Origin of the sequence: Pseudomonas persica (assembly GCF_900291015.1) — a bacterium.
Taxonomy (GTDB): Bacteria; Pseudomonadota; Gammaproteobacteria; order Pseudomonadales; family Pseudomonadaceae; genus Aquipseudomonas.
This window is the reverse complement of record NZ_OLKL01000033.1, coordinates 118,191-131,365: the sequence shown is the minus strand read 5'-3', so window position 1 is coordinate 131,365 and position 13,175 is coordinate 118,191. Positions and strand designations below refer to the sequence as shown.

10 protein-coding genes are annotated in these 13,175 nt (G+C 63.3%); 4 read left to right on the top strand and 6 right to left on the bottom strand.

Annotated elements, in window-relative coordinates:
• Positions 1 to 5: 5 nt before the first annotated feature.
• A complete protein-coding gene (locus tag FQ664_RS16165) occupies positions 6 to 3,395 on the bottom strand; it encodes an Ig-like domain-containing protein (RefSeq protein WP_144173256.1) in 3,390 nt (1,129 codons plus the stop codon).
• Between the two features lie 497 nt (positions 3,396 to 3,892).
• Between FQ664_RS16165 and codA the strand changes: the two genes are divergently transcribed.
• A complete protein-coding gene (codA, locus tag FQ664_RS16160; protein ID WP_144173254.1) occupies positions 3,893 to 5,134 on the top strand; it encodes a cytosine deaminase in 1,242 nt (413 codons plus the stop codon).
• A 13-nt stretch (positions 5,135 to 5,147) separates the two neighbouring features.
• Here codA and FQ664_RS16155 read toward each other — a convergent pair whose 3' ends face one another.
• The 3 genes from FQ664_RS16155 to FQ664_RS16145 all read right to left on the bottom strand — a co-directional run bounded on the left by FQ664_RS16155 (position 5,148) and on the right by FQ664_RS16145 (position 7,833).
• The gene (locus tag FQ664_RS16155) at positions 5,148 to 6,095 is read right to left on the bottom strand and encodes an ornithine cyclodeaminase family protein (RefSeq protein ID WP_144173252.1); all 948 of its coding nucleotides are present in this window, start codon (positions 6,093 to 6,095) and stop codon (positions 5,148 to 5,150) included.
• Positions 6,092 to 7,093: a threonine/serine dehydratase gene (locus FQ664_RS16150; protein WP_144173250.1), complete on the bottom strand. Its 1,002-nt coding sequence runs from the start codon at positions 7,091 to 7,093 to the stop codon at positions 6,092 to 6,094. The genes FQ664_RS16155 and FQ664_RS16150 overlap by 4 nt, the downstream gene beginning before the upstream one ends.
• A gap of 134 nt (positions 7,094 to 7,227) precedes the next feature.
• The gene (locus FQ664_RS16145; protein ID WP_144173248.1) at positions 7,228 to 7,833 is read right to left on the bottom strand and encodes a helix-turn-helix transcriptional regulator; all 606 of its coding nucleotides are present in this window, start codon (positions 7,831 to 7,833) and stop codon (positions 7,228 to 7,230) included.
• 239 nt (positions 7,834 to 8,072) lie between these two features.
• On the opposite strand from FQ664_RS16145, the gene FQ664_RS16140 reads away from it, so the two are divergent.
• Together FQ664_RS16140 and FQ664_RS16135 are read left to right on the top strand one after the other, a co-directional pair.
• Entirely contained in the window at positions 8,073 to 9,065 is a 993-nt protein-coding gene (locus FQ664_RS16140) for a DNA-binding protein (protein ID WP_144173246.1), read from the top strand.
• 119 nt (positions 9,066 to 9,184) lie between these two features.
• On the top strand, positions 9,185 to 10,753 hold the full coding sequence (locus FQ664_RS16135; protein ID WP_144173244.1) for a sensor domain-containing diguanylate cyclase: 1,569 nt from the start codon (positions 9,185 to 9,187) through the stop codon (positions 10,751 to 10,753).
• 73 nt (positions 10,754 to 10,826) lie between these two features.
• Here the strand turns inward: FQ664_RS16135 and FQ664_RS16130 are convergent, their stop codons facing one another.
• Together FQ664_RS16130 and FQ664_RS16125 are read right to left on the bottom strand one after the other, a co-directional pair.
• Positions 10,827 to 11,396, bottom strand: a complete 570-nt coding sequence (locus FQ664_RS16130; protein ID WP_144173242.1) for a GNAT family N-acetyltransferase — start codon at positions 11,394 to 11,396, stop codon at positions 10,827 to 10,829.
• A gap of 27 nt (positions 11,397 to 11,423) precedes the next feature.
• Entirely contained in the window at positions 11,424 to 12,137 is a 714-nt protein-coding gene (locus FQ664_RS16125; protein WP_144173240.1) for an MgtC/SapB family protein, read from the bottom strand.
• A gap of 394 nt (positions 12,138 to 12,531) precedes the next feature.
• Between FQ664_RS16125 and FQ664_RS16120 the strand changes: the two genes are divergently transcribed.
• Complete coding sequence (locus tag FQ664_RS16120; protein ID WP_144173238.1) at positions 12,532 to 12,999, top strand: sterol desaturase family protein; 468 nt, start codon at positions 12,532 to 12,534, stop codon at positions 12,997 to 12,999.
• The last annotated feature ends 176 nt before the right edge of the window (positions 13,000 to 13,175 follow it).

The window sequence follows — 13,175 nt, the reverse complement described above, 5'->3', positions numbered from 1 at the left end:
TACCCTTACTTGTATCGGACTGGCGCGGTCACGCTCTGCCCCAGCGCCGATTTCACGGTCACCGTCGCCGGTGTGGCCGGGCCGTAGCCGGTGGTGGTTGCCACCAACCGCCAGCTGGCACCGCTGCCCGTGGTGGTCATTGTGGCGGTGCCCAGGTTCACCGGGCCGCCGGTAGTGGCCACGGTCACCGTGATGCTGTTGCCCGCGGCCACCGAGGTAGTGCCTGCCACCTCCCAGGTGAAACGGTTGCTGCTGAGCACCTGCACCGTGGCACTGGTGACCTGGAGCTGGTCGATCGCCACAGCCGCGCCTACCGCGATGCTGACCGTGGCCGGCGCTACCGATTCGGCGCCCTTGGCGTCACGCGCCGAGTAGTTGAAGCTGGCGGTGAACGGTGTGGCGACCGTGGCCGGCGGGGTGTAGGTCACCGTGGTGCCATCGGTGCTGGTGTTGCCCTGGCCGGAGTCCGGCTGGCTGAGGCCGACGACGCTCAGCGGCAGGTTGCCTTCCGGGTCGCTGTCGTTGGCCAGCACGTTCAGGGTGATCGGCTTGCCGGCCGTGGTTGCCGCGCTGTCGTTGGCCGCGACCGGCGGTTTGTTGGCCGGGTCATCGTCCTCGCCTTTGGTACGGAAGGTCGGCAGGCCAACCGAGGCCACGTACTCCACGCCATCCCAGCCCGGCAGCGGGGTCGGCATCACCTGGAACTGGCCTGGGTGCTCCAGGTCCCAGCGCAGCAGCATTGACGTGTCCTCGTGCTGGGTGTTGTGGCAGTGTTCCATGTAGGTACCGGCAAACTCGCGGAAGCGGATGGCCACTTCCACTTCTTCCGACGAATCGACATCCGGCCCGATGCGGTACACGTCCTTGCGCGCCCATTTTTCCCACTCTGGCGGTGCCTTGCCGTCGCGACTGAGGATCACACCTTCCTCGAAGTGCACATGCACCGGGTGGCTCCAGCCATTGCCGCCGTTGATGATCTTCCACACTTCCAGGGTACCGTCGCCACTGAAACCGCCGTCGGTGGACTGCTGGGCCAGTTGCGGCCCCGCGTTGATGCGCCGTGGGTCCATGCTGTAGCCAAAGCCGCCATCGGTCTTGATGGTCCACGGCTGGGTGTCGGTCCCGTCGGAGCGACCGAAGATGAACTCGCGGTGGCGGGCAGCGCTGAGCTTGGCCTGGTCGGTGGCAGAGTTGCGGTCAATCGGCAGTGGGAGCATCTTCAGTCCTTCGGCCTTGCCCGGTTTGGCCGGTTCATAGGCTGCCGGGTTCATGCTCAGGTCCTGGCCGCTGTAGGGCTGTACCACAAGCTGCAGGAACTTGCCGATCGCCGGGTCGCCGTTCTCCCAGCGCGGACCTTTGCTGGTCTGCTTGATCACCGGCTTGTATTTTTCCGACAGCACGTCGGCCAGCGCGATGGCGCCTTCCGGGCCCTTGCCGCTCTGGTGCTCCTCCAGGTTGACGAAGTACAGCTTGTCGCCGACCTTGATGCCGTTCTTGGCGAAGTTGATGATGATGTCGTAGCGTTCGGCGATGCCTTGCAGCGGCAGGATGCCGTTGTTGTCCTGCAGGTTGCCGTCGCCGTTGAGGTCCATGGTGCCGTCGAACGGCACGGTGTGTTCCATGATGTTGCCGTCGTTGGCGATCATGTGGAACGGCACCCGCGCATACGACAGGTTGGAACCGGTCGGGCCTTTGAATTCGCCACTGGTGCCGGCAATTTCCCGTACCACGGCAAACTTGAAGTAGCGCGACACCGAGCCGTTGAGGATACGGAAGCGGTAGCTGCGCGCGCGTACCTTGAGCGTGGGCCGGAATTGCCAGTTGACCAGGATCTGGTCGCCGAGGAAGCCATCGGTGTTGAACGGATTGAACCACAGTTGACCGTTGGCATCCCAGGCCTTGTCGGCGATCAGCAGGTTGACGTCATAGTCGCGGTTGCCCCACGGCATGCCCGATCCACTGGGGAAGCGCAGGTTGACGCCATCCTGCAGGGCTTCGTTGCCGCGGTCCAGGGCGCTGTAGTAGTTCATCATCACCGCGTTGCCTTTGTAGACGTTCTGCGCCGTGAAATCCATCATGTGGTCGTGGAACCAGTGGGTGCTCATGGTTTCGCGCCAGTCACCACGAATCTTGATGCTGCCGTTCTGGCAGGTTTTCAGGCCTGGCGAGGCGTCATTGACGAACAGGGTTTCACCCGGAGAGCAGGGGAACGCCGCACGTGGGTCCTGGGCGCGGGTGTTGATGGTGTCGTAGCCGGCCAACTGCAACGGCCAACGGTAGTCGTAATACTGGCCAGGGAAGAAGTAGGCGTTGGCATAGCCGTCGCTCTCGGCCGGCGAATGGCCGTTGTGCTCGTGGGTGGAGAGGGTGTGCAGGCCAAAGCCGTTGTTGGCCGCAGGGTCGATCGGCAGGGCGTTGTAATGGCGCATCAGGATCGGCTGGCCATAGCGCGCCATCAGCAGTTTGGGCGGGAAGGTGCCATCGAAGGTCCATAGCGACTTGTGGTTTTGCAGTGGCATTTTCGGGTGGAAACGGGTGTCGATACCCTTGGCGGTACCCAGCGTGGTCGGGAGGTCGGAGGTCTGGTAGTACAGGCCACCCGGAGCGAACTCGCCAACCGCATAGTTGTGCAGTTGCTTGCGGTCACGCAGCCCGAGGTTGATGCGCGCACCGGCCTGGGCGGTCTTGAACCCCGCCTGCGGGTAGAACTCGTTCCAGCGCTGGTGCGACCAGCCTTTTCCTGGGGGCCGGCCTTCTGCCGGCGAGCCGACCGGCTGGCGGTTGAGGAACATCTCGATCTGCGCCTTCCACGGGTTGCGGTCGAGCACGTTGGAATACTGGGTTGGGAACGGGTACAGGCCCGGTTGCTTGAGAAAGGCTTCCAACGCGGTGCCGCTGGGGCCGCTGCGGGCTACCACGTTCGGGTCCTGCGTCGGTGCTGCGCCCAGGGTGGGCACCGGGAAGGTCAGGGCCGGCGGCGGCAGCGTGGGGTCGAGTTTTTCCGAGCCGAATTCCTCGAACAGCAGTAACTGCTGGGTATACGGCAGCGCCCCGAACAGCGGGCTGGGCTTACCGTTGGTGGGGTATTTGTTGCCGGTTTGCAAGAGCGGCGGCAGCACGTTGTTGGCGCTTACCGTGTCGCGGTCGCCGTACACGCCATCGGTCAACTCGAGTGAGCCTCGGTTGGCTTCTGGCATGCTGTACAGGTCGAGCAATGCCTGGGTCGGGTCGGCCGGCTGGTCGGTGTAGGCCGACGGGTCGGTTGGCGGTGGCATGCTGTTGTCGTCCAGGGGGGCGGCAGTAGCTGTGGTCAGCCCGAGGCCAAGCATCAGCGCAGCGACGGTGGACAGCTGGAGTGCATGCCTGCCAGGTTGGATCACGGCAGTTGTTTTCATTGCCTTATGCCTCGCTCGCGGCCTTATGGCTTGCGGCCATCAATGGCGTTTTGCCCGTTTATGAGGTTAGAGCAACGGCTGTGCCAACCTATGTTCGAGGAATACCTTGTTAAACAATTCCTTGTAGGGGCTGATGCGCGCTAAATGCCATAGCGTCAAAAATGGGTGAAGGTCCCCACTAGTGGGGACTCCATTGCCCACAGATTGGGTAGTGACAATAACGGCGCCCAGGGGTATTCCTGAGCGCCACCAAGGGAATCCCGGCAAGGGCGGCACGCAAGGCGAGGCCTGATCGACTGCCAGCACCAGCCCTATCGCCGGCAAGCCAGCGCCCACAAGGATCGCGTCAACTTTTAACAATTGAGCAAGGCAGGTGCTCCCATAAGGTACCCCGAGCGCTTGCGAATCAAGCTCTAGCGATAGGGCCGGTAGCAAATACCACAATGCTTGGGCCACTATGCGGGTAGGGCCATTAGCAAAGCCCAGGGAGAAGCATCATGAACATCGTCAACGCACGCCTGCGCGGCAAGCCCGGCCTGTTCCGCATCGAACTGAGCGGCGAACGCATCGCCGCCATCGTGGCCCAGGCCGGAGGGGTGGCGCCGCGCGCTACCGATGACCTGGATGCCGGGCAGAACCTGGTGGTGGCACCCTTTATCGAACCGCACATCCACCTGGACGCCACGCTGACCGCCGGCGAGCCGCAGTGGAACATGAGCGGCACCCTGTTCGAAGGCATCGAGCGCTGGGCCGAGCGCAAGGCAATCACCACCCACGACGACATCAAGAACCGCGCGAAAAAGACCATCGACATGCTGGTGGACCATGGCATTCAGCATGTGCGCACCCATGTCGATGTCACCGACCCCACCCTGACCGCGCTCAAGGCCATGGTCGAAGTACGCGACGAAGTCCGCCAGCTGCTCGACCTGCAGATCGTCGCCTTCCCCCAGGAGGGTATCGAGTCGTACGCCAACGGCCGGGCGCTGATGACCGAAGCGGTGGCCATTGGTGCCGATGTGGTCGGCGGTATCCCGCATTTCGAAAACACCCGCGACCAGGGCGTGTCGTCGGTGAAGTTCCTGATGGACCTGGCCGAGCGCAGCGGCTGCCTGGTGGACGTGCATTGCGACGAGACCGACGACCCGCAGTCGCGCTTCCTCGAAGTGCTGGCCGAAGAGGCCCGGGTGCGCGACATGGGGCCCCGGGTGACAGCCAGCCATACCGTGGCCATGGGCTCGTATGACAATGCCTACTGCTACAAGCTGTTTCGCCTGCTCAAGCAGTCAGGTATCAATTTCGTGTCCTGCCCGACCGAGAGCATTCATCTGCAAGGGCGATTCGACAACTACCCGAAACGTCGCGGCGTCACTCGCGTAGCCGAGATCGACCGCGCCGGGATGAATGTATGCTTTGGCCAGGATTCCATCGTCGACCCTTGGTACCCGCTGGGCAACGGCAACATCCTGCGTATTCTCGAGGCCGGCCTGCACATCTGCCATATGCTTGGCTACGAAGACCTGCAGCGCTGCCTGGACCTGATCACCGACAACAGCGCCCGCACCCTGAACCTTGGCGAGCGCTATGGCATCGAGGTGGGGCGGCCGGCGAACCTGTTGTTGCTGTCGGCGCCGGACGATTACGAGATGGTGCGCAGCCAGGGGCAGGCGCTGGTGTCGGTACGCAACGGTAAGGTGCTGATGCAGCGTACGCCGGCGCAGGTGCAGCGCTTTGCCTGATGCCGGCGTGGTCTCAGGCGGCCATCGCAGCCAGGGCACAGCTTGAGATCTGCGCATCCTGTACGGCTACACCGGTCAGGTCCGCCAGGGTGATCTGGCCCTCATGCTCACGCCCTGTGGCGCGGCCAGCCAGCAGCGCACCCAGTTCGATCAGCTGCATTGCGTCGATCCGGCCGCTGTTCAAGGCGTGGGCAACCTCGCCGTACTGGCAGCATTGGGCCATTGAGTCGACGATGATGCGATCTGCCCTGGCCACCAGCGCCGGCTCCAGCTCCTGCTTGCCTGGCGCATCGGCACCGACAGCGGTGATGTGTGTGCCGGGCTGGACCCACTCGCTGCGCAGCAGCGGCTGGCGGGACGGGGTGGTGCAGACAATCAGGTTTGCTGCCGCCGCGACTTCTGCGGCGTCATGCGTGGTCTGCACCTGATAACCCAGCTCGCGGGCAAATGCGCGATAGGCGGCAAGCCCGCTGTCATGGCGCCCCCAGACAATGACCTGGCGGCAGTCGGTGACCGTGCCCAGCTGTTCGAGCTGCATCCGCGCCTGCATGCCAGTACCCAGGATGCCAATGGCGGTGACCTGTGCCGGTGCCAGCAACCGCGCAGCGATACGCCCGGCCAGGGCTGTGCGCATACCGGTCAGCCAGCCCTCGTCCTGCAGCAGGGCCAGCGGCTGCCCGGTGAGTGCAGACAGCACCAGCATCAAGCCATCGTTGCTCGGCAAGCCCTTGGGCGGGTTGTCATAGAAGCCGGTCGAGAGCTTGACCGTGAAGGTGGCGCTGCCCTCTATATAGGCCGACTTGACGCAGCAGTCACCGTTGGCTCCAGGGAAGGCAAAGCCCTGGACTGGCGGGACTTGCGCCTTGCCCTCGGAGTAGGCGATGAAGCCTTGTTCCAGGTAGCGTACCGCGACCTCAGGGTCCAGGCTGGCGATGATCTGCGCTTTGCTGAAGACCTTCACTGAATGGCCTCGAGGAACTTGTCCAGGAGGATGTTGCGGCCGCAGAGGATTACCGCGACGTGTTTGCCACGGTAGCGCTCGGCAAGCTTTTGCATGCCGGCGACCGCAACGGCGGCGGCACCTTCGATTATCCAGCGTTCACTGCTGGCAATGTCGCGCATGGCGGCCTTGATCTCTGCCTCGCTGACCAGCACGGTATCGGTCAGCAATGCCTGGCACAGCGGGAAGGTTATGCTGCCTGGTTCGACACCGCCGGCCGTGCCATCGGACAGTGTGTCAGTGGCTTCGATGTCGATGATTTTGCCGGCCTTGAGCGACTGCTGCAGGGCCGGATCATTTTCTGGCCAGCAGCCGATGATCTCGGTGCCAGGCTTGAGTACCCGCAGGGCAGCAGCAATACCGGAGATCATTCCGCCACCGCCCACGGCAACGAACACGGCGTCCAACTCTGGCGCCTGCTCGAACAGCTCGATGCCGATGGTGCCTTGGCCAGCGATGACTTGCGGGTCGTTGTAGGGCGACACGAACGGTTTGCCCTGGGCCTTGGCCTGCCTGGCTGCCTCCAGTTCCGCACCCAGCGGGTCGGTGCGCAGGCGGACCACTTCGGCGCCCAGTGCACTCATGGCTTGCACCTTGTACGCAGAGGCGGACGTACTGGTGTAAACGGTGACAGGTACGCCTGCCCGCTTACCCGCCAACGCCAGCGCCTGCCCGTGGTTGCCGGAAGAGGCGGCAATCACCCCCCGCTGGTGTTGATCGACCGGCAACAGACGAATCTTGTTGCTGGCCCCGCGAAACTTGAACGAGCCAGTGTGCTGCAGGTGTTCGCACTTGAGCAGCACGTTGCAGCCGCTCATTGCCGACAGCTGGGCACTGTAGGTCAGCGGGGTGATGCTGACGGCCGGGCGCAGTGCCAGATGAGCATCCTTGATCGCTTCGTATAGCGCATCGAGGTAACGGGCATCGACAACGGTGGGGGAAGCTGTGGCGGCCGACATGACTGCACTCCTGTCTCTTTGTGGAATTAGCGTCTACCGTAGACTATTAATCCACAATGAGCAAGAGGGCGAGCGCAACCATTGGCACCGCTGGCTGGTTGCCAGCGTTGTGGCATAGAGGGGAGGGTTGTTGCCTAGGTCCGGCATTCCTTCAGGTATTTGTACACCGTGGCCCGACCCATGTTGAGCACGTTGGCGACATAGTCGGCACCGCTGCGGCCTTCGAACGCGCCCTCGGCGTGCAACGCCTGCACCAGGCTGCGTTTGTCTTTTATCTGCAGCGTTTGCAGTGACAGGTTGCGCTCCTGCAGCCACGCATGCAGGAAGGTGTTGATGCGTTCCTGCCAGTCGTTGCGGAACAGCGAATCCGGCTGCGGCACCAGCCGGCTCATCTGGAAGAACGCATCCAGCGCCGCACGGGCCTGCTCCAGTACCGACACATTCAGATTGATGCACATCAGGTGCTCGGCTTCACCGTCCTGGTTACGCAGCACGGTACTGATGGAGCGGATCTTCTGGCCGTTCCAGTTGAGCTTCTCGTAGGGCCCCAGGTTGGCGCCGTTGAGCAGGTCCCCGAGTTCATGGTCGATCGCCGAGTCATCGCCCAGTTTGCGTTGGGAGAAATTGTTGGCGATGTGCACGACGGTCTGGCTGCGCAGTTCGTGAACGATGACTTCTGCGTGCGGGTACAGCAGCAGTGCGATGCTGTCGGCGATTGCCTTGTAGTTTTCCAGGGTCATTTTCTGTCGATGATCGGGTGCTGGACGCCCATGGTGGCGGCAAAGCGCAACTGACACAAGGTGGCTACAGACAGGGCCGGTACGTTTGCCCGGCTCGAAAACAGCGCTATTTTCCATCTCTCATTCGATAAGCCGTGATTATTCCATCTGAGGAAATGTTTGCAGTGACAGTTGCCTGTCTTCATAATTGGTATGTAATTACATGGTACATAACACGGTACAAAATCGTAGGAGCTAGCATGGCCCGGGGCGGCATAAACAAGGTTGTAGTGCAGCAGGCGCGTCAGGCCCTCATTGCCCGGGGCGAGAACCCCAGCATCGATGCCATACGTATCGAGCTGGGCAATACCGGCTCCAAGACCACGATTCACCGCTACTTGAAAGAGCTGAACGGCCAGCAGCCTGTGGCCGCCGAGGGCGGCATTGCCCTGAGCGACGTGCTGAGCCGAATGGTCGGGCAACTGGCAACCCAGTTGCAGGATGAGGCGGACCTGAAGATCGAGCAGGCCGAAAGCATCTTCACTCAACAGCGCGAGCAGCTGGAGGCGCAGCTGCTGATTGCCCAGCAGGCACTGGCTGCGGCGCATCAGCAGCATCAGATCGATGTGGCCGCACTGGCCGCCGAATCGGAAAAACTGCTTTCCACCCAAAGCACCCTGCAAGCCGAACAGTTGCGCAGTGCCAGCCTCAACCAGTCGCTGGGCGAACTACAGGTGCGCCTGGCCGACAAGGACGAGCAGGTAAAATCACTGGAAGACAAGCACCGCCATGCCCGCGACGCGCTGGAGCACTACCGCAACGCCAGCCGCGAACAGCGTGAACAGGAACAACGCCGCCACGAAGCGCAACTGCAACAATTGCAGGTGGAAGTACGCCAACTGCAACAGGGCATGATCGTCAAGCAGGACGAGCTGACCCGCCTGCACCGTGACAACGAGCGTTTGCTCGGTGAGCATCGTCAGACCGCCAGCGCCTGCAGGGCGCAGGATGAATTGCTGGAACAGCGCGATGCGCAGATTCAGGGCTTGCGCACGATCCTGGCCCAGGCGCAAGGCGCCAGCGAGGAAATGCGCCGGCAGCTGGATGTGCAGGCACAGAGCCTGGAGGCCAGGCGCGACTTGTGCGCGGAACAGGCTCGCCAGCTGCAGCAGCTTGAAGAGCAGCTCAAGGCGCGAGACGCCGCGTTGCACCAGTGTCAGTCGCAGTTGTCTGCCGCAAGCGCGGCGCAGTAAGCCAAAGACAGGCGAAGCCACCTCATCGGGCACGGAAATGTCTTTTTGCTGGCCGGCTGCGCCCAGGTGGTGCTGAACTATAGTGAAAGACGGCGAACGCGGTATGGCTAGGGATTTCAATGTGTGCAGCCCGGAGGCAGGATGAGGACGGACTCTTCGCGATAACCGGCGAGGGCCGCGCCGTGGCACTGTTCCGCCTGGTACTGACGTTCATGCTGGTGGTGATGCTGGCCTTCGTCGTGGTGGAAGGCTGGCGTATCTGGCGCGACTACCGGCACGCCTTCACCAATGCCCAGAACATGGTTACCAACCTGGCCCGGGCCACGGCGCAGCATGCCGAAGATGCCATCCGCCAGGTCGACGCCATCACCGCGGCGCTGGCCGAGCGCCTGGAAGGCGACGGCTTTGAGCACATCGACCGGCCGCGCCTGCATACCTTGCTGGCCCAGCAGAAAAGCATCATGCCGCAGTTGCACGGGCTGTTCGTGTATGGCCCGGACGGCAGCTGGATCGTGACCGACCAGGCGCTAGTTCCACCCAATGCCAACAATGCCGACCGCGACTACTTCATCTACCACCGCGAGCATACCGACCGTGGGGTACATATCGGCTCGGTGGTACGCAGCCGCTCCACGGGCGACCTGATCATCCCCATTTCACGGCGCCTGGAATATGCCGATGGCAGCTTCGCCGGGGTGTTGCTGGGCACCATCAAGGTGGAATGGTTCGTGCGTTACTACGGCGACTTCAAGATAGACGAACGTGGCGCGCTGGTGTTGGCCAAGCGCGACGGTACCATCCTGGTACGGCGGCCGTTCGTCGAGCAGGTGGTGGGCCGTAGCCTGAGCAACAGTGAGATCTTCCGCAACCACCTGCCATATGCAACGGAAGGGTTGGCCGAGGCGGTCGCCGTGGTCGACGGTACGCCACGGCTGTATGGCTATCGCGCACTGTCCAGCTACCCGCTGGTGGTCGAGGCGGGCTTGTCGCGGGAGTCGATCGTCGCGCCCTGGCGGCATGACGCGATCAAGTCGGTGTCGGTATTGCTGCTGTTACTGGTGGGGCTGGCGGCCTTTGGTGGTGTAGTGCTGCGCCAGTTGCGCGAGCGTATTGTCATCGAGCGGGCCCTGCACCAGGCACATCAGACTCTGAAGGCCCTGGCACTGACCGACAGCCTGACCGGCCTGGGCAACCGCCGGCGGCTGGATGCGGTATTTGAGGCGGAGCTGCGCCGGGCGCGACGTCAGGGCTATCCGCTGGCGCTGGTGATGCTCGACCTGGATTACTTCAAGGCCTACAACGACTGTTACGGGCACCCTGCCGGCGACCAGTGCCTGCGGCGCTTTGCCGAGTTGCTGCAACAGGCGCTGAAGCGGCCGGCCGACCTGGCTGTGCGCTATGGGGGCGAAGAGTTCACACTGCTGCTGCCCGATACCGATGCCCGTGGGGCGGAGCTGCTGGTGCAGGAAGTGCAACAGCTGCTGCGTCGGCAGTTGCTGGAGCATGCCGCTAGCCCACTGGGGCGGGTGTCGTTCAGTGCGGGGATTGCCGTGGGCGACCTGGCGCGGGAGGGGGTGACGGCCGAGAACCTGATGGCGGCAGCGGATGCGGCACTGTACCAGGCCAAGCGCCAGGGGCGGGATGGGTATTGTGTGGCGGGGAGTGTGGTGGTGGGGGTGGAAGAATAATTTCCTTCGATTGCCTGCACCGGCCCTATCGCTGGCAAGCAAGGCTCCTACAGGGAACGCGCATGGCTTGAGGTCAATGCGGTCGAGGTGGGAGCTGGCTTGCCGGCGATGGGCTGCGAAGCAGCCCCAGGGCCTCAGCCCCTACACAAAGGCGCATCGCACAGCGCCCCACGAGCCCATGGGCAAGCTCACTGGCCAGAATGCCCCGCAGCCGCGCATTCAGCAGCCCCTCATCAACCACCTCGAACCCAAGCCGCGCATAGAACGGCGCATTCCATGGCACATCGGCAAAGGTGGTCAGGGTCAGCTCCCGCGCACCTGCCTGGCGCGCCATTTCGGCTACTTGTAGCAGCAGCCTGCGCCCGACACCTTGCCCCTGGGCCTCCCGGCGTACCGAAACTTCGTGAAGATGCAGCGCCTGACCCTCAACCCGGGCACAGGCAAACCCCAGAATGCGCCCCTGCAGATCCTCAGCCACCCAGCTACCGCCCGCGTCGACGAAAGCCCGGTGTGCGTCGCAGCCCATCACATCCCCCTGCGCCAGCCATGCCAGCGCCGGCCAGGCGACAAAGGCCTGAGCCGCCGAGCGCTCGACGTCCGGGAGCCATTGAATGTCGTCCTCAAGGGTAGGGCGTATGCGCATGGGGCAGTCCTTTTCAAATGGTACGTCCTAGTCTGTCGCCAGCACCTGCGGCTGCAATTGCCAGCGCACCGAGCTTACACCTTTCTCCAGGCTGACCCGGCTGACCAATCGCTCCAGTTGCGCTGGCGCCTGCGCGGTGCCCAGCAGTTCGGCGCGCACTTCCAGACGTGCGGGGTTGGCCAGGTCTTCGCTGTGCAGTGACTGCAAGCGCAGCTGCGGGTCGCCCAGGCTGTGCAACATCAGGCTGCGGACCTGGATCTCGTCCTCGGCGCGGCAGACGATGCGCACTTCGAAGTGCTGCTCCACCTCGCTGGCCGGCACTACCTCCTGGCGGTCCAGGCGCTGGGCAATGTCGCGTAGCAGGATATTGGCGCACAGCACCACCAGGCTACCCAGCGTCGCCTCCAACAACAGCCCCAGGCTGCACAGCACGCCGACCGCAGCCGTGCACCACAGCGTGGCGGCGGTGTTCAGGCCGCGTACGTTGAACCCGTCGCGCATGATCACACCGCCACCCAGAAAGCCGATGCCCGACACCACGTACGCGGCGATACGCGACGCATCGGTGGGTGCCATGCCCGGCACCGCCTGGGTCATCAGCACGAACAGGCAGGCACCGGTGCTGACCAGTGCATTGGTGCGCAGCCCGGTCAGGCGCTGGCGCAGTTGACGTTCGGCGCCAATCAGCGCCCCCAGTAGCAGGGCGATGCTGACGCGCAGCAGAAATACTTTCCAATCCATAGCAAACCTCTTCCACGGGCACACGCCCGCATGAACGCCATCAGCTGGCGCGGTTGAAAAACCAGAAAATGCGCAGGACCACGAAGGGGAAGGAAGAAGAGGGGTTACAAGAAACCACCGTCTTGCCAGACCGGCCAGACAGTGCAGGACACTGCCGGACTAGCGCGCCACGTGGGCCTGTCGCATGCGACTGGGGCTACTGTCCAATGCAGGTCTCCTGTTCAGGGAAGCAAAATTGCGCCGCGGACCTTACGCCCCGTGGCAAGCCAGGTCAAGGGTGAAAACATGACAATGGCTTCATCCGTAATGGGCCTGCACCGGTGACGCCTGCATGGAAAAAAACGCAGGCAATCGGTACCCTTGCGCCTTCCCTTGCCATCCCCCGGACTGTTCCATGCTGCTCAATCTCGCCGTGCTGTTCGGCACCCTGGTGGCCATGGAGGGCATTGGCACGCTGGCCCACAAGTACATCATGCATGGCTGGGGCTGGTGGCTGCACCGCTCGCACCATGAGCCGCAACTGGGCATGCTCGAAACCAATGACCTGTACCTGGTGGCCCTGGGGCTGATCGCCACGGTGCTGGTGGCCCTGGGCAAGGGTGGTTATGCGCCCTTGCAGTGGGTGGGCGGCGGGGTGGCAGGGTACGGCGTGCTGTATGTCGTGGCCCACGACGGGTTCTTTCACCGGCACTGGCCGCGCAAACCACGGCCGGTCAACCGCTACCTCAAGCGTTTGTACCGCGCGCACCGGTTGCATCATGCGGTGAAGGGGCGCACCGGGAGTGTGTCGTTCGGGTTCTTCTATGCGCCGCCGTTGAAGGTGTTGAAGCAGCAGTTGCGGCGCAAGCGCAGCCAGTTGTAACAACCTGTACCGGGCCTATCGCCGGCAAGCCGGCTCTCATAGAACTGCACATAACTCGTTGAATTAGCAGGGCCCCTGTGGGAGCGGCTTTAGCCGCGAACACCGGCGCAGCCGGTGCCATGCACCGCGTTGGATTCTTCGCGGCTAAAGCCGCACAGGATGCACGGACCGCTTGC